23 protein-coding genes are annotated in these 25,611 nt (G+C 74.3%); 9 read left to right on the top strand and 14 right to left on the bottom strand.

Translation table 11 applies throughout. From position 1 onward, the window contains the following. Positions 1-7: 7 nt before the first annotated feature. Positions 8-658: an NUDIX hydrolase gene (locus AB7F12_RS24115; protein ID WP_428499956.1), complete on the top strand. Its 651-nt coding sequence runs from the start codon at positions 8-10 to the stop codon at positions 656-658. Here the strand turns inward: AB7F12_RS24115 and AB7F12_RS24120 are convergent, their stop codons facing one another. From AB7F12_RS24120 to AB7F12_RS24130, 3 genes are all read right to left on the bottom strand, one after another. Next, on the bottom strand, positions 659-2,350 hold the full coding sequence (locus tag AB7F12_RS24120; protein WP_428499957.1) for an AMP-binding protein: 1,692 nt from the start codon (positions 2,348-2,350) through the stop codon (positions 659-661). A gap of 41 nt (positions 2,351-2,391) precedes the next feature. Continuing rightward, on the bottom strand, positions 2,392-3,474 hold the full coding sequence (locus tag AB7F12_RS24125; RefSeq protein WP_428499958.1) for an NADH:flavin oxidoreductase/NADH oxidase: 1,083 nt from the start codon (positions 3,472-3,474) through the stop codon (positions 2,392-2,394). A 156-nt stretch (positions 3,475-3,630) separates the two neighbouring features. Beyond that, positions 3,631-3,786: a hypothetical protein gene (locus AB7F12_RS24130; protein WP_428499959.1), complete on the bottom strand. Its 156-nt coding sequence runs from the start codon at positions 3,784-3,786 to the stop codon at positions 3,631-3,633. A 268-nt stretch (positions 3,787-4,054) separates the two neighbouring features. Between AB7F12_RS24130 and AB7F12_RS24135 the strand changes: the two genes are divergently transcribed. Continuing rightward, the gene (locus AB7F12_RS24135; RefSeq protein WP_428499960.1) at positions 4,055-5,572 is read left to right on the top strand and encodes a catalase; all 1,518 of its coding nucleotides are present in this window, start codon (positions 4,055-4,057) and stop codon (positions 5,570-5,572) included. On the opposite strand, the gene AB7F12_RS24140 is transcribed toward AB7F12_RS24135, so the two are convergent. Both AB7F12_RS24140 and AB7F12_RS24145 read right to left on the bottom strand, forming a co-directional pair. Then, the gene (locus AB7F12_RS24140) at positions 5,573-6,184 is read right to left on the bottom strand and encodes a hypothetical protein (RefSeq protein WP_428499961.1); all 612 of its coding nucleotides are present in this window, start codon (positions 6,182-6,184) and stop codon (positions 5,573-5,575) included. It lies immediately after the preceding gene. A 222-nt stretch (positions 6,185-6,406) separates the two neighbouring features. Next, positions 6,407-7,165 carry an IclR family transcriptional regulator gene (locus AB7F12_RS24145; protein WP_428499962.1) on the bottom strand — a complete coding sequence of 253 codons (759 nt, stop codon included), beginning with the start codon at positions 7,163-7,165 and terminating at the stop codon, positions 6,407-6,409. Between the two features lie 98 nt (positions 7,166-7,263). Between AB7F12_RS24145 and AB7F12_RS24150 the strand changes: the two genes are divergently transcribed. From AB7F12_RS24150 to AB7F12_RS24170, 5 genes are read left to right on the top strand one after another with little or no spacing between them, the layout of a single operon-like run. Beyond that, positions 7,264-8,136, top strand: a complete 873-nt coding sequence (locus tag AB7F12_RS24150) for an HpcH/HpaI aldolase/citrate lyase family protein (protein ID WP_428499963.1) — start codon at positions 7,264-7,266, stop codon at positions 8,134-8,136. Then, positions 8,133-9,473, top strand: a complete 1,341-nt coding sequence (locus AB7F12_RS24155) for an MmgE/PrpD family protein (RefSeq protein ID WP_428499964.1) — start codon at positions 8,133-8,135, stop codon at positions 9,471-9,473. The genes AB7F12_RS24150 and AB7F12_RS24155 overlap by 4 nt, the downstream gene beginning before the upstream one ends. After that, positions 9,470-10,660 (top strand): CaiB/BaiF CoA transferase family protein, encoded by a 1,191-nt coding sequence (locus AB7F12_RS24160; protein WP_428499965.1) that lies wholly within the window; start codon positions 9,470-9,472, stop codon positions 10,658-10,660. Before AB7F12_RS24155 ends, AB7F12_RS24160 begins: the two co-directional genes overlap by 4 nt. 22 nt (positions 10,661-10,682) lie before the next feature. Next, complete coding sequence (locus AB7F12_RS24165) at positions 10,683-11,855, top strand: acyl-CoA dehydrogenase family protein (protein ID WP_428499966.1); 1,173 nt, start codon at positions 10,683-10,685, stop codon at positions 11,853-11,855. 31 nt (positions 11,856-11,886) lie between these two features. Next, complete coding sequence (locus AB7F12_RS24170) at positions 11,887-12,396, top strand: MaoC family dehydratase (protein WP_428501287.1); 510 nt, start codon at positions 11,887-11,889, stop codon at positions 12,394-12,396. Positions 12,397-12,559: 163 nt separating this feature from the next. Here the strand turns inward: AB7F12_RS24170 and AB7F12_RS24175 are convergent, their stop codons facing one another. The 3 genes from AB7F12_RS24175 to AB7F12_RS24185 form a co-directional block, all read right to left on the bottom strand. Beyond that, positions 12,560-13,378 (bottom strand): oxygenase MpaB family protein, encoded by an 819-nt coding sequence (locus tag AB7F12_RS24175; protein WP_428501288.1) that lies wholly within the window; start codon positions 13,376-13,378, stop codon positions 12,560-12,562. A gap of 64 nt (positions 13,379-13,442) precedes the next feature. Further along, a complete protein-coding gene (locus AB7F12_RS24180) occupies positions 13,443-14,894 on the bottom strand; it encodes a substrate-binding protein (RefSeq protein ID WP_428501289.1) in 1,452 nt (483 codons plus the stop codon). A 6-nt stretch (positions 14,895-14,900) separates the two neighbouring features. Next, positions 14,901-15,239, bottom strand: a complete 339-nt coding sequence (locus AB7F12_RS24185) for an ArsR/SmtB family transcription factor (RefSeq protein WP_428501290.1) — start codon at positions 15,237-15,239, stop codon at positions 14,901-14,903. 89 nt (positions 15,240-15,328) lie between these two features. Here AB7F12_RS24185 and AB7F12_RS24190 point away from each other — a divergent pair, with 89 nt between their 5' ends. Further along, positions 15,329-17,365 (top strand): ATP-dependent Clp protease ATP-binding subunit, encoded by a 2,037-nt coding sequence (locus AB7F12_RS24190; protein ID WP_428501291.1) that lies wholly within the window; start codon positions 15,329-15,331, stop codon positions 17,363-17,365. An 84-nt stretch (positions 17,366-17,449) separates the two neighbouring features. Here the strand turns inward: AB7F12_RS24190 and AB7F12_RS24195 are convergent, their stop codons facing one another. After that, complete coding sequence (locus AB7F12_RS24195) at positions 17,450-18,355, bottom strand: VIT1/CCC1 transporter family protein (RefSeq protein ID WP_428501306.1); 906 nt, start codon at positions 18,353-18,355, stop codon at positions 17,450-17,452. 325 nt (positions 18,356-18,680) lie between these two features. Beyond that, positions 18,681-19,982 (bottom strand): TerD family protein, encoded by a 1,302-nt coding sequence (locus AB7F12_RS24200; protein ID WP_428501292.1) that lies wholly within the window; start codon positions 19,980-19,982, stop codon positions 18,681-18,683. 156 nt (positions 19,983-20,138) lie between these two features. Here AB7F12_RS24200 and AB7F12_RS24205 point away from each other — a divergent pair, with 156 nt between their 5' ends. After that, positions 20,139-21,131: an NAD-dependent epimerase/dehydratase family protein gene (locus tag AB7F12_RS24205; protein ID WP_428501293.1), complete on the top strand. Its 993-nt coding sequence runs from the start codon at positions 20,139-20,141 to the stop codon at positions 21,129-21,131. A 7-nt stretch (positions 21,132-21,138) separates the two neighbouring features. Here AB7F12_RS24205 and AB7F12_RS24210 read toward each other — a convergent pair whose 3' ends face one another. The 4 genes from AB7F12_RS24210 to AB7F12_RS24225 form a co-directional block, all read right to left on the bottom strand. Then, the gene (locus tag AB7F12_RS24210; RefSeq protein ID WP_428501294.1) at positions 21,139-22,896 is read right to left on the bottom strand and encodes an L-lactate permease; all 1,758 of its coding nucleotides are present in this window, start codon (positions 22,894-22,896) and stop codon (positions 21,139-21,141) included. A 144-nt stretch (positions 22,897-23,040) separates the two neighbouring features. Beyond that, positions 23,041-23,709 (bottom strand): nitroreductase family protein, encoded by a 669-nt coding sequence (locus tag AB7F12_RS24215; RefSeq protein ID WP_428501295.1) that lies wholly within the window; start codon positions 23,707-23,709, stop codon positions 23,041-23,043. Positions 23,710-23,723: 14 nt separating this feature from the next. Beyond that, positions 23,724-24,719: a 3,4-dihydroxy-2-butanone-4-phosphate synthase gene (locus AB7F12_RS24220; protein ID WP_428501296.1), complete on the bottom strand. Its 996-nt coding sequence runs from the start codon at positions 24,717-24,719 to the stop codon at positions 23,724-23,726. After that, on the bottom strand, positions 24,716-25,507 hold the full coding sequence (locus AB7F12_RS24225; protein ID WP_428501297.1) for an alpha/beta fold hydrolase: 792 nt from the start codon (positions 25,505-25,507) through the stop codon (positions 24,716-24,718). Before AB7F12_RS24225 ends, AB7F12_RS24220 begins: the two co-directional genes overlap by 4 nt. Positions 25,508-25,611: the final 104 nt, after the last annotated feature.

The raw sequence follows: 25,611 nt of genomic DNA on the forward strand, positions 1-25,611 counted from the left end.
GTCCAGCATGACCTGGCGCGACCACACCGGGCGGACCCTCGCCGACTACGACCGCCCGTCCGTCGCCGTCGACGTCGCCCTGCTGACCGTCGTCGACGACGCACTCGCAGTCCTCCTCCACGAACGCACGGGCGAGCACGAGACCGGCCGCTGGGCGCTGCCCGGGACGTTCCTGCACGTCGACGAGACCCTCGCCGAGGCGGCGCTGCGCGCCCTGCGCGAGAAGGCCGGCGTCACCGGGCACCTGCCCGACCAGCTCGGCGTCCTCGACCGGGTCGACCGCGACAGCCGCGGCCGGGTGCTCAGCGTCGCCCACGTCGACCTCGTCCCCGCGGGCTCGCTCCCCGCCACCGGCGAGGGCCTACGGCTCGCACCTGTCGCCGAGCTCTCGGCCGGAGGGCTCCCGTACGACCACGACGAGATCGTCGAACGGGCGGTGGCATGGGCCCGCGAGCTGCATCGACGGCCCGATCCGCGGGGCCTGCTCGGCGAGGAGTTCACACTGCTCGAACTGCAGCGCCTGCACGAGGCCGTCGCCGGTGGAGAACTGCAGAAGGACACGTTCCGGCGCACCATGATCGGCGCGCTCGCCGAGACCGGGACGCTGAGCCGCGGCGGCGTGGGCAAGCCGGCGCGGCTGTTCCGCCGCAGCGGCTAGTCAGCCGCGCCGTTCGAGGGCCCACTCCCGCAGGACGGCCGCCCGGATCTTCGTACCGTTGGTGCCCGACGTCGTCGGCATCGCCTCGACGACGTGCACCGTCTCCGGGATCTTGAAGCGCGCCAACCCCTGCGCGCACCAGTCGCGCAGCTCCGCCGGGTCGGGTGCCGCCCCCGGCGCGGCGGTGACGAACCCGACCGCGACCGTGGCACCGTCCTCGGCGGTGATGCCGACGACCTTCGCGGTGTCGACGCCCGCGTGCGCGGCCAGCCGGACCTCGATCTCGGCCGGGTCGACGAGGAAGCCGCGCAGCCGCAGCGCGTCGCCCATCCGGCACACGTAGACGAACGCGCCCTCGTCGACGAGCACGCCGAGGTCTCCGGAGCCGAACCAGCCGTCGGCGGTGCGCACGGCGGCGGCGCGGCCGGGGTCGCCCAGATACGCGTCGACGACGCACGAGCCCCGGAACTGCAGCTCCCCCTCCACCCCGGGTGCGACGGGCCCGCCGGACGCGGGGTCGGCGACGCGGACCTCGATCCCCGGGTGCGCGACCCGCCCGCCCGCACGCCAGCGGTCGGGCACCGGCTCCGCGTCGGGCCACATCGCGAGCAGCGCGAACAGCTCGGAGGCGCCGTACACCCCGGACGTGACGACGCCCAGGTCCGCGGCCCACCCGGCGAGCTCGCGCAGCCTGCCCTGGAACTCCGCGGCACCCCACCACCGCCACGCCGACAGGTCGCGCGGGCGGGCGTCGTGGGCGGCGCGCAGCCGCAGGACCATGTCGTCACCGGCCGCGACGTGGGTGACCCCATGGGTGGCCATGAGGTCGACGACGACGTCGGCGTCGAACACCGGGACGAACAGGCAGACGCCACCGGCGGCCAGGGTCGCGGTGGTGGCGTTGAAGCCGTAGACGCCCGAGAGCGGCAACGCGCAGAGCACGACGTCGGTGTCGCGCAGGCCGATGGCCGCGGCGTCGGCGACGGCGTGGTCGAGGACGGCCCGGCCGGTGTGGGCGGCGAGCTTGGGCATGCCGGTCGAGCCGGAGGTGGTGAACGCGACGGCGAGGGCCGCCGGGTCCGAGCGCGCCGGGTCGGGCGCGGGCCCGTCCGCGGCCGGCGTCCACGATCCGGCGCCGACGTCGGCGGGACCGGGGTCGGGCGCCGGCTCACCCGGGCCGGCGACGAGCGCGACCGCCGGCACCGCGACGTCAGCGGCAGCGGGCTCGGCGAGGGCGGCGCGCAGCCGGGCGAGCAGGTCGAGGCCGTGGAAGTCGTGGGCGACGACGACGAGCACCGGGCGCGCGCGTTCGAGCACGTGGGCGACCTCGTCGACGTTGTAGCGGGTGTTGATGCCCACGACGTGCGCGCCCCGGGCAGCGACCGCGAACTGCCAGGCCAGGACCTCGGACCAGGTGGGCAGCCAGACCGCGACGCAGTCCCCCGGCCCGACACCCCGGGCGGTGAGCTCGGTGACGAGCCGGCAGGTCCGGGTCCACAGCTCGCCGCGGGTCACCACGACGGTCCCGCCGCGCTCGGTGTGGTCGAGCGCGACGACGGCGGCGGGGTCGCGGTGGGCGAGGTCGCCCAGCAGCGACGGGAGGTCCGCGGGCGCCGGGCCGTCCCGGCGACGGTGTGGCGCAACGGGGTGTGGGACCACGGGAGCCGCGTCGTCGCGGGGATCTTCGGCCACGGCCCCCGACGCTACCGGCGGGCCGGGGTCCGCGGCAGCACTCAGGACCGCCAGGCGCCGCGGGCGTAGTTGGGCGGGTAGGGCGCCTCCGCGGCGGGGATGCCCAGCTCGTGCGCGGCGCGCCACGGCCAGCCCGGCTCGCGCAGCGCGGCCCGGGCCAGGAGCACGACGTCGGCGTCCCCCTCGTCGAGGATCCGTTGCGCCTGGGCAGGGTCGGTGATGAGGCCGACGGCGGCCGTGGTGACCTCGGCCTTCTCGCGCACCGCGCGCGCGAACGGCACCTGGTAGCCGGGGCCGATCGCGATCTGCTGGCGGGGGTCGAGCCCGCCGGAGCTGACGTCGACGAGGTCGACGCCGCGCTCGCCCAGCATCCGCGACACCTCGCAGGTCTCCTCCAGCGTCCAGCCGCCCTCGACCCAGTCGGTCGCCGACAGCCGCACGCACACCGGCTTGCGCTCCGGCCAGACGCCGCGCACCGCGTCGACGATCTCGCACAGCAGCCGCGTCCGGTTCTCGAAGGAGCCGCCGTAGGCGTCGTCGCGCAGGTTCGACAGCGGCGACAGGAACTGGTGGACGAGGTAGCCGTGGGCGCCGTGCACCTCGACGGTGTCGAACCCGGCGGCGTCGGCGCGCACCGCGGCGGCGGCGAACGCGTCGACGACCTCCCGGATCCCGGCGGAGTCGAGGGCGCGGGGCGCGGCGAGGTCGTCGAACGCGACGGCGGACGGTGCGACGGCGGTCCAGCCACCGTCGGCGGGCGCGACGGTGGTCCCGCCCCGCCACGGCGCCTCGATCGAGGCCTTCCGGCCGGCGTGGGCGAGCTGGACACCGGCTGCCGCGCCACGCTCGTGCACGAACCCGACGATCCGCGCCCAGGCGTCGGCCTGGGTGTCGTTCCAGATCCCGGCGTCCTGGGGACTGATCCTGCCGTCGGCGACGACGGCGGAGGCCTCGGTGAACACCATCCCGAAGCCGCCGGTCGCCCGGGCACCGAGGTGGACGAGGTGCCAGTCGGTCGGGACGCCGTCGCAGGCGTCGACGGCGTACTGGCACATCGACGCGAGCCAGATCCGGTTGCGGACGGTCAGCCCCCGCAGGGCCACCTGATCGAACAGCGACGGCATCGGACGACTCCTTCGGGGCGGCACACGCGCACGTCGGTGATATCAGGCCGGCGTGCCGTTGGGGCTGCCGAGTGCCGAAGATCGCCCGACACGGCGACGGCCGGCCCCTGCGCGGGGCCGGCCGTCGGCGGAGATCAGGAGACGCCGTGCGCGGCGTCAGAACCAGACTTTTCGACCACCCACCGGGCGGCCCACGCTACCGAGAACGAACAGCACGATACCGATCAGCAACAGGATTCCGCCGATGTAGTACAGCACCGGAATTCCGACGATCAGACCGATGACCAGGAGAATGAGTCCAAGGATGATCATTCTTCCACTTCCTTTCCGGGGGCCGGGACGAACTGATCGAGAGTGTGCAGCCGCAAGATCCACCAAACCCTGAACCCGGCTTTTCACACCGTTCGCAGTAACGACGGGGACCGGTCGCCCCCACACCCGTCACCCGAAAGGCCGAGAACGGTCACGAAATCGTCACGGCGCCGAGGTTTGAACGCCCCGGGAACGGCCATCCCCCGTCATGCGCCGGGCTCCGCCCGAACCCGGGGCCGGGCACCCCCACCACGAGGAGATGACACACGTGACCGACCAGCGGGTCCCCCCGACGACCACCGACGCCGGAATCCCCGTCGAGAGCGACGAACACTCGTTGACGGTCGGCGCCGGTGGCCCGATCCTGCTGCAGGACAGCTACCTCATCGAGCAGACGGCCCAGTTCAACCGCGAGCGGATACCCGAGCGGCAGCCGCACGCGAAGGGCAGCGGCGCGTTCGGCCGGTTCGAGGTCACCGCCGACGTCTCGCAGTTCACGAAGGCGGCCCTGTTCCAGCCGGGAGCCACCACCGAACTGGCGGTGCGCTTCTCCACGGTCGCCGGTGAGCGGGGCAGCCCCGACACCTGGCGCGACCCCCGCGGATTCGCGGTGAAGTTCTACACGCCCGAGGGCAACTACGACATGGTCGGCAACAACACGCCGGTCTTCTTCGTCAAGGACCCGATGAAGTTCCAGCACTTCATCCGGTCCCAGAAACGGCGCGCCGACAACAACCTGCGCGACCACGACATGCAATGGGACTTCTGGACACTGTCCCCCGAGTCGGCCCACCAGGTGACGTGGCTGATGGGCGACCGCGGCATTCCGCGGACCTGGCGGCACATGAACGGCTACTCCTCCCACACCTACATGTGGATCAATGCCGCGGGTGAGCAGTTCTGGGTGAAGTACCACTTCAAGACCGACCAGGGCGTCGAGTTCTTCACCCAGCACGAGGCCGATCAGATGGCCGCGGCCGACACCGACTACCACACCCGCGACCTGTTCGAGCACATCCGCGACGGCGAGCACCCCAGCTGGACCCTGTACGTGCAGGTCATGCCCTACGCCGACGCCGAGACATACCGCTTCAACCCCTTCGACCTGACCAAGGTGTGGCCCCACGGCGACTACCCGCTGCAGGAGGTCGGGCGGATGACACTGGACCGCAACCCCACCGACAACCACGCCGAGATCGAGCAGCTCGCGTTCCAGCCCAACAACCTCGTGCCCGGCATCGGCCCGAGCCCGGACCGCATGCTGCTCGCCCGGCTGTTCTCCTACGCCGACGCCCACCGCCACCGCCTGGGCGCCAACTACACCCAGATTCCGGTGAACACCCCCGTCTGCCCGGTGCGGTCCTACTCCAAGGACGGTGCGATGCGGATCCAGAAGGTGTCCGACCCGGTGTACGCGCCCAACTCCTACGGCGGCCCCGCCGCCGACACGTCCCAGCACGTCCCCACCTGGCAGGCCGATGGCGCGATCATGCGCAGCGCCTACGTCGACCACGCCGAGGACGACGACTGGGGCCAGGCAGGCACTCTCGTGCGCGACGTCCTCGACGACGACCAGCGCGAACGGCTCGTCGACAACATCGTCGGGCACCTGCTCAACGGCGTCAGCGAGCCGATCCTGGAACGCGCCTTCGAGTACTGGCGCAACGTCGACAAGGACCTCGGCGGCAGGGTCGAGGCCGGGGTGCGGGAGAAGGCATCGCAGACCGACCCCAAGGCCGACGACCAGGGCAACCCGGCCCGCAGCTCCATGCAGGCGAAGGCCTGATCAGACCCCTGCCCGCAGGGCGGCGTGCCGCTGCTTGAGCGCGCCGTCCTTGTTGGCGGGACTCTGCGCCTCGTCGGGCTCGGCCCCCGCCGCCGTGGCGATGGAGTTCATCTCCGACACCATCGCCACGACGTGCGCGAGCCGCGCCTCCGCCGCGTCGACGGGCTGCTGGCCGCGCAGGATGCCCAGCGTCCGGTCGACCCAGAGCATCTCGGCGTGCATGCCCGCCTCGTGGAGGACGCCGCGGAGCCGGTCGGCCAGCTCCCGGGGTTCCAGGCCCAGCCAGCCGTGCAGGGTGCGCGAGTCGAGCGGGAAGAGCCTGTCGTGTTCGCGCAGGTGCAGGAGCTCGAGGGCGTAGGCGTTGCCGAACGCGCAGTAGATGCAGCCGTTGTGCAGCGAGACGACCATGGCCGCCAGGTGTGTCCGTGCGGGGCCGAGCACCTGCATCGTCGTGAGGTAGCGGGGCATGTTGGCGGCGAACCAGCGCAACGCGCCGGCCGCGCCCTTGCGCTCGACGATGTGCGGGATCATGCGCGGGGCGAAGCCCCACATCTGCCGGCAGCCCCACTGGAGCAGACCGGTGACGGTCTGGTCGAGCGTGCGGCCGCCCATGGTCGACTCCTCGCTCTCAGTGAGTAGAAGGTTACGCGGTGGACACCCGTCCCGGTGGGGATTTCGGTCGAAGCACACCTGCTGGGGCACAGAAAGCGCGCCGAACGGCCGCCGTTGCTCGACCGAATGAACGTACCGGTCGCCCGACCGCTCGGGGCTCCCGGCCACCGGACCGGCGCCGGCGAGGTGTCGCGGGGCGCCGGTGCGGCGCCCCGCAGCCGCTCACTCCAGCCGCTGCGAGACCTGCTCCGCCGCGGCGACGGCGAGCGCGCCGAGGCGGGGGGCGTCGGCGGTGTCGAAGCGGACCCTGGGGATGGACAGCGCGAACGCGGCGAGCGGGCGGCCGGCCGGGTCGGTGATCGCGGCGCCGATCGCGGCGACGTGCGGGCGCCACCAGCTGGCGGCGTTGACGGCGTAGCCACGCGCGCGGGTGGCGGCGACCTCGGCGCGCAGGACGTCGGCGTCGACGATCGTGGTGCCGGTGTGGGCGGCGAGCCCGGCGGCGATGACCTCCTCGACCTCGGCGTCGGGCAACCCCGCCAGGATCGCCAGGCCGCTGGCCGTCCCGTGCAGCGGCGCGATCGTGCCCAGCTCGACGTAGGTGCGCACGGTCTGGGTGCCGTCGCGGCGGGCGACGATGACCAGTGTGTTCTCGTCGCGCATGGCGAGGTGGACGGTTTCGTTGATCTCGCGCGACAGCGCGCGCATGGCCGGCAGCGCGGCCTCGCGCAACCCGCCCTCGCCCGCCGCCCGCAGCCCGATGCCGATGGGTTTGGCGGTGAGCCCCCAACGGGCGCGTCCGGTGTCCACGATGCGCAGCCAGCCCGCTTGTTGCAGGGTGGCGAGGTAGCGCTGCACGGAGCTCTTGGGCATCTCGACGACCCGGGCCAGCTCGGAGACGCCGACCGGTTGGCGCCGCGCGACCTCCTCGAGGATGCGCAGCGTGCTGAGGGCGCTCTGGACGCCCGACTCACGTGACATGAGCCCCTCCCGCCTTGACGCCCCTTGGACGCCGTGCCGAGAATCGTACGCACTGCCGATACGCCGTTCCAACAGCCGGAACAGCAGGAAGGGGCATCGTGACCCTCCGCCGGAGCTACCGGAGCGTCCTGTTCGTCCCCGCGGACCGTACCGACCGCGTGCTGTCCGCGCCGTCCCGCGGGGCCGATGCGATCGTCGCCGACCTGGAGGACGCCGTCGCCCCGGACCGCAAGGCCGGGGCCCGGGCATCGCTGGCGGAGCTGCTGGTCGCGGGCCGCGTCGAGGGCAGGGTCATGGTCCGGGTGAACGCCGCGGGCACCCCCTACATCGCCGACGACGTCGCCGCCCTCGCCCCCGCGCTCGGGTCGCTGGACGCACTGGTGCTGCCCATGTCCTCCCCCGACGGCGTCGCGGAGCTGCACCGGCTGCTCGCCGAGCACGGTGCCCCCGAGGAGCTGGCGATCGTCGCGCTCGCGGAGACCGCCGCCGGGATCCTCGACGCCCGCGAGACCGCCGCCGCCTCGCCGCGGGTGACGCAGATGCTGTTCGGCCCGGCCGACCTGTCCGCGGAGCTGGGCGTCACCGTCACCGCGGAGGGCACGGAGCTGGCGCACGCCCGCGCACACCTGGTGCTGGCGTCGGCGGCCGCGGGCCTGCTGCCGCCGATCGACGGGCCGTACCTCAACGTCGACGACGCCGCCGGGCTCGTCCGCTCCGTGCGGGCGGCACGGACCCTGGGCTTCGGTGGCAAGGCGGCGATCCACCCCGCGCAGCTGGCCGCGGTCCACGCCGGGTTCGCCCCCGACGCCGCCACCCTGGACTGGGCACGTGAGGTCGTCGCGGCGGCGGAGTCGGCCACCGCCGACGGCTCCGGGGTCGCCCGGCTGGCCGACGGCACGTTCGTCGACGAGCCGATCGCCCGCCGCGCCCGGGCACTCCTCGCCCAAGCCGGGGCGGGGGCAGGCGCATGACCGCCCGGCTGACGCCCGCGCTGGCGGAGTACGTCGCCGACCCGGCACGGCACGCGACCGACGAGATCGCCGCGCTCGCCACCGCGGCGGTCCTCGACACCGTCGGCTGTGCACTGGCGGCGACGTCGGAACCCGCCGTGACCCGGCTGCACGACGCCCTGGGTCCGCTGCCCGGCGGCCCGTGCCGGGTCCTCGGGGCGAAGGACGTCCGTACCGACGAACGCACCGCGGCCCTGGTCAACGGCACCGCGGGGCACGCGCTCGACTTCGACGACGTCGACGACGCCCTCACCGGCCACCCGAGCACCGTGCTGGTGCCAGCGCTGCTGGCGGTCGCGGAGTCGGTGGGCGCACCGGGCCCGGACGTCGTCGAGGCCTACTGGCGTGGGCTCGTCGTCGAGCGGGCGCTCGCGGCGGGGCTGGGGATCGGCCCGCACTACGCGCGTGGCTGGCACTCGACGGCCACCCTCGGTGTGCCGGGGGCGGCCGCGGTCGCGGCGGTCCTGCTCGGCCTCGACGCGGCCACGACCCGGCACGCGCTCGGGATCGCGGCCTCGCGGGCCGCGGGCAGCCGGCGCAACTTCGGGTCGATGACCAAGCCGCTGCACGCCGGTGCCGCCGCGGCCGACGGGGTGTTCGCCGCCCGGCTCGCGGCCGCCGGGTTCACCGCCGACGCCGACCAGCTCGACAGCCCGCTCGGCTACCTCGCGCTGTTCTCCGACGTCGCGGACGATCTCGTCGCCGCGGCCGCACGCGCCGAAGCGGTGCTCGCCGACCCCGGCCCCGCCGCGGTCAACGTCAAGCTGCACGCCTGCTGCTACGCCACCCACGCCCCCGCCGACGCCGCGCTCGACCTCGCGGCGAGGGGCATCCGCGCCGGCGACGTCGAGTCCGTCGCGGTGCGGGTGCCGCCGGGCGGGCTGCGCCCGCTCATCACCCGGGCGCCCGTGACGGAGCTGGAGGGCAAGTTCTCGATGGGCTACGTCGTCGCCGCCTGCCTGTCCGACGGGCAGCTGCGGCTGTCGTCGTTCACCGACGAGGCCGTCACCCGCCCCGCCGTCGCCGATCTCGCCGCCCGGGTCACCTCGGAGGAGTCGTTGCCGCCCAGCGGTTCCGGCGGTGGCCTGGAGTTCAGCGCGGAGGTCGTCGTGCGCACGACGGACGGGGGCTCGCATGCCGCGCACTGCCCCGCCCCGCGCGGACACGCCACCCGCCCGGCCGCGACCGAGGCGGTGCGGGCGAAGTTCGACGACTGCCTCGCCCGCGGCGGCCACGCCGCCGACGCGGACGCGGTGTGGGACAGCCTGTCCGACCTCGCCCGAACGGGCCTGCGATGACGGCCCGCCCGCTCGCCGGGGTCACCGTCGTCGCGGTGGAGCAGGCCGTCGCGGCCCCGTTCGCGACCCGCCAGCTCGCCGACCTGGGGGCCCGCGTCGTCAAGATCGAGCGGCCCGCCGGCGGCGACTTCGCCCGCGCCTACGACCGCACCGTGGGCGGCACGTCGAGTGTGTTCCTGTGGCTCAACCGCGGGAAGGAGTCGCTGACCCTCGACCTGAAGTCCGACGAGGGCAGGGACGTCCTGGAGAAACTGCTCGCGCAGGCCGACGTGTTCGTGCAGAACCTCGCGCCCGCTGCGGCGCAACGAGCCGGGCTCGACACCGCGGCGGTGCAGGCCCGGCACCCGCGGGTCGTCGCGTGCGGGCTGAGTGGCTACGGCACCGGTGGGCCGATGCGCGACGCCAAGGCCTACGACCTGCTCGTCCAGGGCGAGACGGGGATCATCTCGATCAACGGCTCGCCGGAGGAGATGGCCAAGGTCGGCATCTCGATCGCCGACATCTCCGCCGGCATGTACGCCTACTCCGGCATCCTCGCCGCGCTCGTGCACCGCGACCGCACCGGCCAGGCGCTGCCGGTCGACGTCGCGCTGTTCGACTCGCTGGCGGAGTGGCTCGCCTACCCGCTGTACTACGGGATGTACGGCGGGACGACGCCGCCGCGGATGGGCACCACCCACCCGACGATCGCCCCCTACGGCGCGTTCCCGACCGCCGACGGCACGCCGGTGCTGGTCGCGGTGCAGAACGACCGGGAGTGGCGGCGGCTGTGCGAGATCGTGCTCGGCGACCCCGCCGTCGCCGACGACCCGCGGTTCGCGAGCAACCACGACCGCATCGCCAACCGCTCCGAGCTCGACGCCCTGATCCGCGCCCGGTTCGGCGCGCTGCCCGCCGCCGACGCGCAGGCGTTGCTCGACGAGGCGGGCATCGCGCAGTCACGGCTCAACGACCTCGCCGACCTGCCGACGCACCCGCAGCTCGTCGAGCGCGACCGCTGGGTGGAGACCGACACCCCCACCGGGCCGGCCCGCACGCTGTTCCCGCCCGGTCTGCCCGGCCGCACCGACGAGCGGCCCGACCTCGGGTCCGTCCCCGCCCTCGGCGCGCACACCGACTCCGTGCTCGCCGCCCTGGGCCACACCCCCGACGAGATCGCGGCGCTGCGCGACCGCGGCATCGTCTGACGATCTCACCGGAAGGGAACCCATGACCGCCACCGACACCCCCACCACCGAGAGCGAGGTCCGCAAGGACCTGCGCGAGCTGATCGACCGCGTCTGCCGCGACCACCCCGACGCCTACTGGCGCGAGCTGGAGGAGACGCACTCCTACCCGGAGGCGTTCGTCGACGCGCTGACCGGCACCGGCGTGCTGGGCGCGCTCATCCCCGAGGAGTACGGCGGCCTGGGCCTGGGCCTGGGCGACGCGACGGTCATCGTCGAGCAGATCAACCGCAACGGCGGCAACTCCGCCGCGGTGCACGCGCAGCTCTACACGATGGGCGCGGTGCTGCGCCACGGCAGCCGCGAGCAGCGCGAGAAGTACCTGCCGGGCATCGCGAACGGCTCGGTCCGGCTGCAGGCCTTCGGTGTCACCGAGCCCGGCGCCGGGACCGACACCACCAAGATCCGGACGTTCGCGCGCCGCGACGGCGACTCCTACGTCGTCAACGGGCAGAAGGTGTGGACCTCCCGGGTCCAGCACTCCGACCTCATGCTGCTGCTCGCCCGCACCACCCCGCTCGACCAGGTCCAGAAGAAGTCCGACGGCATGTCGATGTTCCTGATCGACATGCGCGAGGTCGAGGGCATCACCGTCAAGCCGATCCGCGCCATGGTCAACCACGAGACCAACGAGGTGTTCTTCGACGACGCCCGCATCCCCGCGAGCTCGCTCGTCGGCGAGGAGGGCAGGGGCTTCCGCTACATCCTCGACGGCATGAACGCCGAGCGGATCCTCATCGCCGCGGAGTGCATCGGCGACGGCCGCTGGTTCGTCGAGCGGGCCTCGCGCTACGCCACCGAGCGCGTCGTGTTCGACCGCCCGATCGGGCAGAACCAGGGCATCCAGTTCCCCATCGCGCGCGCCCACGTCCACGTCGAGGCCGCCGACCTGATGCGCTGGAAGGCCGCCGACCTCTTCGACGCCGGACAGCCCTGCGGCGCCGAGGCCAACATGGCGAAGCTGCTGGGCGCCGACGCGTCGTGGGAGGCCGCCAACGCCGCCCTGCAGACCCACGGCGGTTTCGGCATGGCCACCGAGTACGACATCGAGCGCAAGTTCCGCGAGACCCGGCTGTACCAGATCGCGCCGATCTCGACGAACCTCATCCTCGCCCACGTCGGCCAGCACGTCCTGGGCATGCCGCGCTCGTTCTGACCGTGATCCCCGTTCCGGAAGGGCTGTACCCGTGACCGTGCACCACACCTCGACCGGCCACTTCTTCGAGGACTTCGTGAAGGGCGACGTCTACGAGCACGGCGTCGGCCGCACCATCACCACGACCGACAACATCTGGTTCACCCTGCTGACCCAGAACACCGCCGCCGCACACCTCGACCACCACTACGCCGCGCAGACCGAGTTCGGAAAGCCGCTGGTCAACTCGACGCTGACGTTCGCGCTCGTCAACGGCCAGAGCGTCCGCGACATCTCGCACAACGTCATCGCCAACCTGGGCTGGGACGACGTGACGATCCCCAACCCGGTGTTCGAGGGCGACACCGTCTACTCGCGCACCGAGATCCTCGACAAGCGGGAGTCGAGGTCGCGGCCGCACGCCGGCCTGCTCACCGTCCGGACCGAGGGCTTCAACCAGGACGGCACGACGATCATGACGTTCCGGCGGACCGTGATGGTCTACAAGAAGGGGCAGCGCCCCGGCACGGCGGGCGACGCGGGCTCCGACGGCACGACGTGACGATGGCCGCGGCCGTGCTCGCGGGTCCCTCGACCGGCTGCGTCGTCATCGTGTCCGTTCTCGTCGACGCCGGGGAGGGGCCATGATCACCGGACTGCACACGATCGTCCACGCACAGGACGCCGCGCGGGCGCCCCACCACCCCACGGCCTTGTGAGTGGTCTCAACCGCCTGCGGCCCTGACGAGCCGGCGGGCCTCCCGGATCTCGGGCGGCGCGGGGACGTCGGGCAGCAGCCGCGTCGCGGTCCGGACCGCGCGCAGGGTCGCGGCCGTGGCGAGGTCGGTGGTCGGCAGCCCGGGCAGGCCGTAGAGCCGGCGAGCCCAGCGCGGCAGGGTCGCGACGGCGAGCGTCGACACCGTCGAGATCGCGGCCTTGGTCCAGCGGGGCGCCTCCCCGCGCGGGGCCAGCAGGTTCGCCACACCGCGCGTCGCCTCCTCGGTGAGGCGCAACGCCGGGCGGACGGAGGCGAAGTAGTCGGCGAGCTCGGCCCGGGAGCGCGGCGCGGCCGCCGGGTCGACGCCGATGACCTCGGCGGCGCGGACGCTCTCGGCGACGTAGGTGTCGGCCTCGGCCGCGTCGAGCAGGCCCGAGCGGCGCGCGACGTCGACGTAGGAGTCGATCTCCGCGCAGTGCACCCAGAGCAGGCCGGCGGGCGCGTCGACACGGAAACGGCGACCGGTGTCGGGGTCGACCCCGGTGAGTGAGGAGTGCAGCCTGCGCACCCGGGACGCGGCGGCCTCGACCTCGGCGACGCTGCCGAACGTGCGGGTGCCGACGAACTCGACGGTCCGCTGGAACCGCGGGTAGGCCTTCTTGGGGTCGAACAGGGCGGAGTTCTGCCAGGTCGCGCGCATGACGTCGGGTTGCAGCGACTGCAGCAGCAGGGCGCGCATCCCGGCGATCCACATGACCGGCTCCAGGTGGACCCGCCACGTCACCGACGTGGGGCCGAACAGGCCGTGGTCCGTGGTGCGGTGCATGGGATCCAGCATGCCTCCAGGACACCATCCCGCGCCCGGACCGGCGACCCGGGGGCGTGTGCGGCTACGTGACCTCGGCCGCCTCGTCGACGACGCGCAGGCCGTCGGGCCCGGCCTCGGCGAGGTAGAGATGCTGGCCGAGCAGGTCGCGCTCGCCGATCACCGCGCGCGAGCCGCCGGGCGCGACCAGGGCGCGGCCCTGGTGCGCCGCATCGGCATCGGGGTCGTGGCGGACCGCGCGGGCGTAGCGCAGCACCGCCTCGTACACGGTCTCCGACAGCGACGAGATCGGTGGCGCCCACGGCCCGAACCGGTCGCGGTAGCGACGGAGCAGGTCGGCGTTGCCGGCGGCGGGGTCGTCCTGGAAGTAGCCGAGCGCGGTGACGACGCCCTCGGCCGCGGCGGCGCCGATGTGCTCCCACGTCGACTCGTCCATGACCAGCGACAGCGCCTTCGTCGAGGCCCGCAGCCCGGCCGCGGCGCACTGGCGCTGGAACGCGACCTCGTCGGCGCCGACGAGCGAGGACATCACGATGTCGGCGCCGGACGCGGCGACGCGCTCGACGACGCCCGCGAACTCGGTGGTGCCCAGCGGGACGCAGGCCTGCCCGACCACGGTGCCGCCGACCCCGTCGAGGACTCGGTGCGCGGCGTGGTGCGCCCCGAACGACCAGCTGTAGCGCTGCCCGACGAGGAACCAGCGGCGCCCACCCGCGGCGCGCATGAGCGGCCGGGCGAGCGCCGCGACCTGGGCGCGGGGGCGTTCCCCGAACCGGACGACCGACGCCTTGTGTGCGGCGCCGCCCTCGTTGATGACCGAGTGCACGAGCAGGACGTCGTCGGCGCGGACGGCGTGGCGCAGGGCGTCGAAGCTGCTCGACGTGGTGCACGCGAAGATGGCGCGGCACCCGGCGCGGACCAGCCGGGCGCCTTCGACGGCGGCGAGCGCGGGGTCGGTCGCGTCGTCGGCGACGAGCAGCTCCAGCCGCCTGCCGCCGACGCCGCCGAGCGCCTCCACCTCGGCGACGGCGAGCTCGGCGAGGTACTGCGTCGCCGACGCGTACACCGCACCGGGGCCGGATTTGGTGGTGAGCAGCCCGATACGCAGTGCGTCGCTGGGTGCGGGGTCGGGCAGGGCGACGCCGCCGCGGCGGATGAGCCAGTCGATGCCGGACGCGGTGACGTCGGCGCGCACGCGGACGCGGGTGCGCCGGGCACCGTCGGCGTCGAAGGCGAGCCGGATCCGGCCGCGCCACGGCTGGTCGTGCTCGACGACGATCCGCGAGTGGGGGCGCACCGCGGAGATGCGCCCGAGCAGTTCGACGCCGTGGCGGCCGGAGCGGCGGTCGTCACCGCCGATCGGCAGCCGCATGCGCACGACGCTGCCCGCCGCGACACGTTCGCAGCGGGCGTCGAACAGCCAGGCCTCGCAGCGCCCGCTCCCGAACAGGCCGAAGGTGTCGGCGACCGGGAGGTCGACGACGGACTCGGCGCTCAGCGTGGCGGTCGAGTCCACGGCGGGTCAGCCGGCTTCGCGCCTGGCGGTGGCGGGGCCGTCCTGTTCACGTTCGGCGACCCGGACGCTGGCCTCCAGCAGCGACTGGAGGAAGTTGAAGGCGTCGCGGACCGAGCCCTCGGCGTCGAGCGAGTAGTGGCGCAGCCGGCCGTCGCGGCGCTCGGTGACGATCCCCGAGGTCCGCAGCACCCGCAGGTGGCTGGAGACGGTGGTGCGGCCGACGACGCCGACGCGGTCGGCGATCTCGGTGACGGTGAACTCCCCTTCGCCGAGGATCGACAGGATCTGCCGGCGCACCCGGTCGGACAGGGCGTCGAAGGCGAGGTTCTCGTTGGCCGAGGTCACGACCCCAGGCTAACACCCGTCGACATCTGTTGACATGTCCCATCGTCCGGCGACGTGCCGAATCCTCCGGATCGGAGCACTCTGGGGACGTGGCATCCGACCGTCCCGACTTCGGCCCGTTCGACGACATCGTCGAACGGCTGATCGACAACCTCGGCTCGACGCTGGGCAGCGGGCTGGGCGAGCCGCGCGGCCCCTCCGACGCGCCGCGCCCCTCCCCCACGACGGCCGCCGCGGCCCGCACGCCGCGGCTCGACAGGTTCGGCCGCGACCTCACCGCGGCCGCCGCCGCGGGCGAGCTCGACCCCGTCATCGGCCGCGACGACGAGATCGCGCAGGTCCTGGAGGTGCTCGCGCGGCGCACCAAGAACAACCCGGTCCTCGTCGGCGACCCGGGCGTCGGCAAGACCGCGGTCGTCGAGGGCATCGCCCAGCGCATCGCCGACGGCGACGTCCCGCCCGCGCTCGTCGGGGTGCGGGTGGTCTCGCTCGACCTCGCCGGCATGGTCTCGGGGACCCGCTACCGCGGTGACTTCGAGCAGCGGCTCACCCGCGTCCTCGACGAGGTCGTCGCGGCCGGGCGCGGGATCGTGCTGTTCGTCGACGAGCTGCACGCCGTCGTCGGGGCCGGGGCGGCCGAGGGCGGTGCCATGGACGCGGCCACGATCCTCAAACCCGCGCTGGCCCGCGGCGAGCTGCAGCTGGTCGGGGCCACCACGGTCACCGACTACCGTCGCCACATCGAACGCGACGCCGCGCTGGAGCGCCGGCTCGCGCCGGTGCGGGTCGGGGAGCCGACCGTCGCCGGGACGGTCGCGATCCTGCGTGGGCTGCGCCCCCGCTACGAGACCCACCACGAGGTCACGATCGACGACGCCGCGCTCGTCGCGGCCGCCGAGCTGTCCGACCGTCACCTCACCGACCGGTTCCTGCCCGACAAGGCCATCGACCTCGTCGACCGCGCCGGGGCCCGGGCGCGCATCCGCGCGTCGCGGCCGGCCGCCGGCCGCGACGACGCGCACGTCGAGAGCCTGCGCCGGGCCCGCGACGTCGCCGTCGACGCCGAGGACTACGAGCGGGCGCTGCTGCTGACCCGCGAGATCGAGGAGGCCACGGCCCCCGGTGTCCGGCCCGACCCGCTCACCGTGACCGCCGACGACATCGCCGCGGTGCTCGCCGAGAGCACCGGCATCCCGGTCGCCCGGCTCACCGCCGACGACCGGCGGCGCCTGCTCGACCTGGAGGACGTCCTGCACCGGCGGATCGTCGGCCAGGACGAGGCGGTGTCCGCGGTCGCCGACGCGGTCCGGTCGGGCCGGGCAGGGCTCGCCCACCCGGGTCGGCCGGTCGGCTCGTTCCTGTTCCTGGGACCGACGGGCGTCGGCAAGACCGAGCTCGCCCGGGCGCTGGCCGATGCGCTGTTCGGCGGCGAGAACGCGTTGCTGCGCTTCGACATGAGCGAGTACTCCGACCGTGCGGGCGCCTACCGGCTGGTCGGTGCCCCGCCCGGGCACGCCGGTTTCGACGAACCCGGCCAGCTCACCGAGGCGGTGCGCCGCACCCCGTACGCGGTCGTGCTCTTCGACGAGATCGAGAAGGCCCACGCCGAGGTCGTCGCGACGCTGCTGCAGGTGCTCGACGCGGGCCGGCTCACCGACTCCCACGGGCGCACCGTCGACTTCACGCGCGCCGTCGTCGTCATGACCAGCAACCTCGGGGCGCCGCTGCTGCCCGGGGTCGGGGACCCGACCCGCGAGACCCTGCTCGCCGCCGCCCGGATGCATTTCCGGCCGGAGTTCCTCAACCGGGTCGACGACGTCGTGCCGTTCCACGCGCTGGGCGTGACCGAGCTGCGGGCCGTCACCGGGCTGCTGCTGGCCGAGACGACCACGCGGCTCGCCGCCCAGGGCATCACGTTGGAGGTGGCCGACGACGCGCTGACGTGGCTCGCGCGACGCGGCCACGAGCCGGGTCTGGGGGCGCGTCCGTTGCGGCGCACCATCGTCCGCGAGCTGGAGCGGCGGCTGGCCCGGATGGTCATCGCGGGCGACGTGGCATCGGGTGACCGGGTCCGTGTCGACGCCGCGGGCCCCGACGCCGCGGCGCTCGACCTCGTGGCCGGCTGAGCGCCGGCCCCGCGAGGGCCCCGGCCGGGTCCGCGCACGACGGTCGCGGTCACGGCCCGGCAGCTCCCCCGACGCGGGCACGGCTCAGCCGAGCACGGTGCCGAACAGCAGGCCCAGGCCGTAGGTGACGCCCGCGGCGACGGCGCCGATCAGCAGCTGGCGCAGCCCGCGGCGCAGCGGCGGGCCACCCGAGAGCAGCCCGACCGTCGCGCCCGTGGCCAGCAGCGCCAGGCCCACGAGCACCGCCGACACGACGTAGGCGATCGGCCCCGAGCCGCCGAACACGAACGGCAGGATCGGGATGGCCGCGCCGGAGGCGAAGAACGCGAAGCTCGACGACGCCGCGGCCAGCGCCGTCCCGACCGTGTCGTGCGCCTCGTCGGAGCCGGCCGCGCCGCCCCGCAGCCCGACCGCCGGGTCGAAGGTCCGCAGCATCTCCCGGGACCGCAGCGCCGCCTCCTCCTCCGACAGCCCCCGCGCCCGCATCACCAGGGCGAGCTCGTTCTCGTCGATGTCGAGGTGGGGCAGCACCTGCGGGGCGTCCGACAGCTCCGGCGCCGACACCTCCAGCAGCTCCCGCTGGGAGCGCACCGACACGTACTCCCCCGCCCCCATCGACAGCGCACCCGCCAGCAGCCCGGCGATGCCCGTCAGCAGGACGGTCCGCGCGCTCGCACCCCCACCCGACACGCCCAGGACGAGGGCGAGGTTGCTGACGAGCCCGTCGTTGGCGCCGAACACCGCCGCCCGGAACGTCCCGGAGACGCGCGCCCGGCCGCGCGCCGCGAGCCCGCGCAGGACCTCCTCGTGGATGCGTTCGTCGGCGGCCATCGTCGCCGTCGCCTCGGGGTCGGTCGCGTACGGCGAACGGCTCTCGGCGCGCCGGGCGAGCGCCAGGACGAACACCGACCCGAAACGCCGGGCGAGGACGGCCAGGACACGGCTGCGCAGCCCGGGTCGCGGGATGCGCCCGACGTCCGGGCCGAGCATGCGTTCCCAGTGCGCCGCATGGCGTTCCTCGGCCTGGGCGAGGCCGAGGAGGATCTCGCGGTCCTCCCCGGTGCGGCGGCGGGCGAGGTCGCGGTAGAGCCGTGACTCGGCGCGCTCGTCGGCCAGCATCCGCCGCCACCGCCGCAGCGACGTCTTCGACGGCGCCCCATCCCCGTCGGGCCCCCGATCGACCGTCATCTCGCGCACCACCTTCCGACGACCGCGCAGCGTTCGAGCACGGCGCCGCCCAGCAGGCTGCCACCCCGCGGCCCCCGCCGCGATCGAGGGGCGGGCGTGGCGGACGGGCCCACCCGCCGGGAGGCGCTCAGCCCGGCGGGCACGCCCCCGAGTAGCGGGTGAGGCCGACGCCGTTGTTGGCCTTCTTGCTCCGGCCGACCGGGCCGCCCGCGGGTTTGCGCACCCACCTGCCCGCGGTGTCGAGCCCGGGCATCCGTTCGCTGGCGAACGCGCTGTAGCGGGTCTCGCCGTCGACGGTCAGGACGCCGCCCTCGACGTCGATGTGGGCGACGGTGGCCCAGTAGGAGTTCTTGCCGTTGCCGACCTCCACGACGATCTCGTCGGCGTCGGGCCCGGGGAGGCCGTCGGCGCCTGCGCGCCCGTAGCGGACGGCGACGCGGGGGCGGCCGAACGTGTCGATGGCCCCGGCCCCGTTGTCGATGCTCTGGTAGACGTTGACGAGGATGTCGCCGTTCTCGGTGGGGGTCATCCGCACCTGCTCGGTGGCGGGCCGGCCGTGGCGGCCGGGTCCGAGGCTGTCGCCGTCGTGGTGGACGTAGGGCCACACGTCGAGGCTGCCGCGGTGGCCGGGCTCGCCGCTGATCACCACGTACTCGCCGGTGACCTCGTTGCGGCAGAAGAAGTACACGTCGAGGTCGCCGGTGCCGTACTTCTTCACGGTGCCGTCGCGGCCGTACCTGGCGCCGCGCCCGTCCCATTCGAGGCCGACGGTGAGCACCCAGCCGGGGTCGCCGCCGCTCTTGCGCAGGTCGATGCGGGCGGTCTTGTCGGGGGCGTCCTTGGCCAGCGAGATGCGGACCTTCTCGAAGGAGATCGGGGAGCCCGCCGGGGGTGCCGCGGTGGCGGGCGCCGGCGGCGCCGCGGGCGCGGGGGCCGGTTCGTCCTCCGCGACGTCGATCCCCAGCTCCTTGGCCAGCGCGGCGAGGCCGGCGGCGTAGCCCTGGGCGATGGCGTCGAGCCGCCAGCCGGTGCCGCGCCGGTAGAGCGCGACGACCTGGACGACGGTCTCGGTGGTGAGCCCGCCGAGGTCCAGGCGCAGCGTGTCGGCACCGGTGAGGTCGGCGACCGCCCCGGACGCGTCGCCGAACCGGGCGGCCTGGGCCTCGGTGCTGGCGGTGACGAGGACGCGGTCGACGTCGGTGGGCACTGCGGTGAGGTCGATCGACACGCTCGTCGTGGAGGTCAGCCTGACCCCGGGGCCGTCGGGGTTGTTGAAGAACACGAAGTCGTCGTCGGTGCGGACGCGGCCGTCGGCGCCCAGGAGCGCGACGGCGACGTCGACGAGGTCGGGCCGGTCGGGCACCGTCACGGTCACCTCGTAGCGGTCACCGGTCAGGTCGGTCTTGGAACCCTTGCGAACCTCGAGCACGCGCACTCCCCCACACACGACGACCACGGTCGGTGGCGAGTATGCCGTGATGTCCGATGGGTCCGGTTCCGAGCGTGGGTTGACCCCAGCCGCCGCACCGGCTTTCGTCGCAGGGTCCGGGTGCACAGCGGGGTGCCCCGCGCGGAAGGAGCGGGCATGCGGGTACTGGTCACCGGGGGTTTCGGCGTCAACGGCTCGTGGGTGGTGCGGGAGCTGGCCGGGCGCGGCCACGAGGTCGTCGTTCTCGAGAACCGCGACGACCGGTCGCTGTTGCCCGACCTCAGCGCCGAGCTGGGCGCGGCGATCCCCGTCGAGATCGGTGACGTGTCCGACGCCGGCCTCGTCGCGGGTGTCGTGGACCGGCACCGGCCCGACGTGGTCGTGCACATGGCGGCGATCATCGCGGCGGGCGCCGACCCCGTCCCCGGCGTCGAGGTGAACGTCTCCGGGACGACCGCGGTGTGCGAGGCCGCGGTGCGGTCCGGGGTGGGGCGCGTCGTCTACACCAGCTCGCGGTGCGTGTACGGCGCGCTCACCGGCGAGCACGGCCACCCGTCGTACGTGCCGGTGACCGAGGACCGCCCCCGCAGGCCGGCCGGGCTCTACGACGTCACGAAGGTGTGCAGCGAGGAGATCGGCGGCTGGTACCGGCGGGCGCGCGGCCTGGAGTTCGTGTCGCTGCGGTTCGCGACGATCTTCGGCCCGGGCAAGCTGCAGCGCCACGGCGGCTTCTCGACGTACTCGTCGATGATCGAGCTGCCCGCCGCGGGCCGGCCGGTGCGGCTGGCCCGCGGCGGCGACGAGCGCGACGACGTCCTCTACGTCGCCGACGTCGCGACCGCGGTGGCCGCCGCGGCGCTGACCCCGGGGCCGCTGCCCCACGACGCCTACAACATCGGGCACGGGTCGACGGTGTCGCTGCACGACCTGGCCGACGCCGTCCGCGCGGCGGTTCCCGGCGCGGACATCGTGATCGGGCCGGGGCTCGACCCGATGGGCATGGACGCCAGCTACTACGGCGCGCTCGACAGCTCCCGGGCGGCGGCCGACCTGGGCTGGTCGGCGGCGTATCCGCTCTCGCGCGCGGTGCCCCACTACCTGGCCGCGCTCGACCGGTTCGGCCTGCTCGCCCCCGCCGAGGGCCGCTGACGCGGTGTCAGGCGACCACCATCCACGACAGGACCGGCGTCGACTGCAGGTAGACGAGCAGACACATGAACACCAGGAACCCGATGCTCCACCACAGGACCCGCCGGAAGATCTCCCCCTCGCGGCCGTCGAGGCCGACCGCGCCCGCAGCGATCGCGAGGTTCTGCGGGGAGATCATCTTGCCGAGGACACCGCCGGAGGAGTTGGCGGCGGCCATCAGGGTCGGCGACAGGTCGGCCGATGACGCCGCGCTGACCTGCAGGGCCCCGAACAGCGAGTTCGACGACGTGTCCGACCCGGTGACGGCGGTGCCGAGCCAGCCCAGGATCGGCGAGAGCAGCGCGAACAGCCCGCCCGCACCGGCCAGCCACAGGCCCAGCGTCTGGGTCTGGCCGGACTCGTTCATCACGAACCCCAGCGCCAGCACCGCCATGACGGTGACGATCGCGGTGCGGAGCTGGACGAGGGTGCGCCAGTAGGTGCGCACGGCGTGCCCGATGCCGACCCTGAGCACGGGCAGGGTGAGCAGCCCCGACAGCAGCAGCAGCGTCCCGGCGGCGGAGAGCACGTTGAGCTTGAACGTCGTCGCCACGGGTGTGCCCTTGTCGGTGACGACGTGCAGGCCCGGCCAGTTGTGGATCCACGTCGCGGCCTCGAGGCCGGTGCCGGAGCCCCCCGGCTTCGTGGGGGCGACACCGGTGATGAACGGGACGCGCGTCGCCAGCACGAACACGACGATGATGATCAGGTAGGGCGCGTAGGCGCGGAACACCTCGGCCCGGCTGTCGACGACCCGCTCCTGCACGGCGGTCACCCGTCCCCCACCGGCCGGGGTGGCCGTGGGCGCACCGTCGGGCACGGCGCCGCCGCCGTCGGCAGCGGGATCGGCGGCAGCGCCGTCGTCGGGGCCGGCGGCAGGGGCGTCGGCGGCGGGCTTCCAGACCCGCGAGAACACCAGCACCGCGAGCGCCGACGCGAGCGCGGCGACGACGTCGGTCAGCGGGATCGACAGGAAGTTCGACGCGACGTACTGCGCCGCACCGAACACCAGCCCGCACACGAGCGCGGCGGGCCACACCTGCCGCAGCCCGCGCCTGCCGTCGACGATGATCACCAGCGCGAGCGGCACGAGCACCGACAGCACCGGGGTCTGGCGCCCGACCATCGCGCCGAGGTCGTCGACGGGCAGCTTGGTGACGGTCGCGAGCGTCGTGATCGGAACGGCCAGCGCCCCGAACGCGACCGGGGCGGTGTTGGCGACGAGCGCGACCGCCGCGGCCTTGAGCGGGCGGAACCCCAGCGCCAGCAGCATCACGGAGCTGATCGCGACCGGCGTTCCGAACCCCGCCAGTGCCTCCATGAGCGCACCGAAGCAGAACGCGATGATGATCGCCTGGATGCGCTGGTCGTCGCTGATGGAGGCGAAGGAACGGCGCAGCACGTCGAAATGTCCGGTATCGACGGTCAGGTTGTAGACCCAGATCGCGTTGATGACGATCCACATGATCGGGAAGAACCCGAACGCGGCGCCGAGCAGCCCGCTGTTCAGTGCGTCACCGATTCCCATCCCGTAGACGGCGATCGCGACGCCCAGCGACACCACCAGGCCGATCACCGATGCGAGCCACGCCCGCATCTTCACCACACCCAGCAGCACGAACAGCACCACCAGCGGGAGCACGGCGAAGATCGACGACAGTCCCAGCGAGCTGCCGACCGGGTCGTAGTCCTGGGTGTAGGCGGCGAGCACGATCGCGCCGGTCACGAGACCACCCCCTGCCCGCGGCACCGTCGCCGCCGGTCACCGGTTTCGGCGGCCGCAGGGCTCCGTCGGCCGCGCCGGGCAGAATCCGCCCGTTCGTGGCGTTCCGCACGACGGAGCGGGTAGGGCCACCCGATCGGCCGAGGATCAGGCGCCGGTGCCCCCGCCGTCGCGGGGACGGGTGTCGCCCCAGCGGTTCCAGTGCACGACCTCCTCGACGGGCCGGCGCCGCGGCTGCGCCCACCGGCCGCGGGTGGGCCATCCGATCGGGATCAGCGCCATGGTGAGGGCGTCACCGGGCAGGCCGAGCAGCTCGCGCAGCTCGTCCTCGTGGCCGCGGTAGAGCGTGGTCAGCGAGGTGCCGAGACCGTGGGCGCGGGCGGCGAGGCAGAGGTTCTGGACGGCGCCGTAGACCGAGGCGCCGGTCATCGGGTCGGTGGCGTCGGCGGCGCCGCGCAGCACCGGGAAGATCCAGACCGGGGCCTCCTCCAGGTGTTCGGCGAGGTGCTCGGCGCCGAGGAACCCGTTGCGGCTCAGGCCGGGCGCGCCCGCCGGCTGGGCGAGGATCTCGTCGCGCCTGTTGCCGTAGGCCAGGTTCCAGTTGTCGCGGTACCAGCCGGCTACCTGCTTCTTGACGTCCGGATCGGTGACGACGACCCATCCCCAGCCCTGCGAGTTCCCGCCGGACGGGCCGCGGACGGCGGCGTCGAGCAGCTCCCAGACGAGCTCGTCGGGCACGGGTTCGGTGGACAGGTAGCGCCGGGCCGGCGTGGAGTGCAGCGCCTCCAGCACGGAGAGGTCGGCGGGGTCGGTCACGAGGCCTCCGGAGGTCAGCCCGCGTCGGCGAGCGGGTCGGGGAGCGGCAGGGTGGTCGGTGCGGTGACACCGAGGTCGGCGAGGATCCGGTCGGCGGTGCCGGGCGGGCCCGGCGCCCGGGGCGGGCGGCGGCCCGCCGTGCACCCGCCGAACCCACGGGCCGGCGCCCGCAGCAGCACGACGACCCCGCATCCGGCCCGGTCGACCGCGGCGAGGGCCGCGTCCAGACGGCCGGCGCAGCCGCAGCGCAGCGAACCGAGGACGTCGGCGGCGAGGCATTCCTGGTGGACGGCGACCGCCGTCCCGGGGCCCGGCAGGCCGCGCAGCAGGACGAGGTGCTCGGCGGTGCCGTCGTCGAACGCGATCGCGGTGAACCGGCCGTGCCGGGTCGGCAGGGCCGCGGACACGCTGCGGCGCAACGCTGTCGTGGGCTCGTGCCGGAGCAGTTCGGTGACGGTGAGCGCGGCGAGCCCGTGCTCGTCGGCGAACCCGGCGGCGGCCGCCGGGCCGGCGACCTCACCGTCGGGCGCGACGAGCGTCGCCAGGACCGCGGCCGGGACGAGCCCCGCGGCGTCGCAGAGGGCCAGCGCCGCCTCCGCCGGACGCGCACGTTCGGCGAGGCCGCCGTCGCGCGCGCGGACGGGCAGGACGTGGCCGGGCCTGACGAGGTCGTCGGGGCGCAGGCCGGGGTCGGCGAAGGCGCGGACGGTGGCGGCGCGGTCGCGGGCGGAGATTCCGGTGGTGATGCCGCGGCGCAGGTCGACCGACACCGCGAACGCCGGGCCGGGACCGCCCGCGGCCTGCGGGGGGAGCCGGAGCGCGTCGAGCCGCTCCCCCGGCAGCGCGACGGCGACCACGCCGCTGCTCGCCCGCACGACGAACGCCATCATCGCCGGATCGGCGGCCGCGGCCGCGGCCACGACGACGCCGGTGGCCGGGCCGGGCCCGGCGTCGTCGAGCAGGACGACGGGTCGGCCGGCCCCGAGCGCGGCGACGGCGGACGCGGTCACGAGAGGAACGCCGTGATCGCGGCGAGGGTGTCGTCGGGGTACTCCAGCAGCATCGCGTGTCCGCCGCGGGGAAGCACCTGCAGCCGCGCGGCCGGGACCAGGGCCGCGATCTCGGCCGACTGCGCGACCGGGGTCAGGACGTCCTCGGCGCCGACGAGCACGAGCGTCGGCGTGCCGACCTGCGGCAGCTGCGGTCGCGAGTCGTAGACGCGCAGCCCGGCGGCCTGGGCCTCGAACCCGGCGAGGGAGGTCGGGTACGGGTCCTTGCGGGCGAGCTCGGCGGCGGCCATGGCGGCGTCGTGGTCGGCGAGCAGCCGCGGCGTGTAGACCCACGGCATCGAGTCGACCCCGACCGTCACGGCGTCGAGCCCGGCCCGGCGCAGCGCCAGCCCGGCCTCGAGCCAGGCGTCCTGCACCCGGGTGTAGGAGGGGAAGGCGCTGAGCAGCACGGCCCGCGACACCGTCGCGGGGTGCCGCACCAGCAGCGACTGGGTGATCGAGCCACCCATCGACCAGCCGACCACCGGCACCGGCCCGATCCCCAGGTGATCGACGAGCGCGGCGACGTCGTCGGCCATGTCGTCGACCGCGTAGGGGCCGGGCGGGACGTCGCTGCGTCCGGTCCCCCGGTTGTCGACGGTGGTCACGCTGAACCGCTCGGCCAGCACCGGCACGGCGCCCGCCCACGCCGCCGAGCTCGAACCGAGGCCGGCGACGAGCAGCAGCGGCGGCCCGGACCCGACGGTCTCGTGGTGCAGCCGCACCCCGTTCACGACTGACTCGGCCATCGGCGCGCATCTCCTCGGTCGGCCTCCGCCCCCGCAACCGTGCGGGGCCTGCCGGGTCATCGTCAGCCCGTGCCCCGTGGGCGGCAACGGATCGCCGACCACTC

The organism is Pseudonocardia sp., assembly GCF_050250275.1.
Classification (GTDB): domain Bacteria; phylum Actinomycetota; class Actinomycetes; order Mycobacteriales; family Pseudonocardiaceae; genus Pseudonocardia.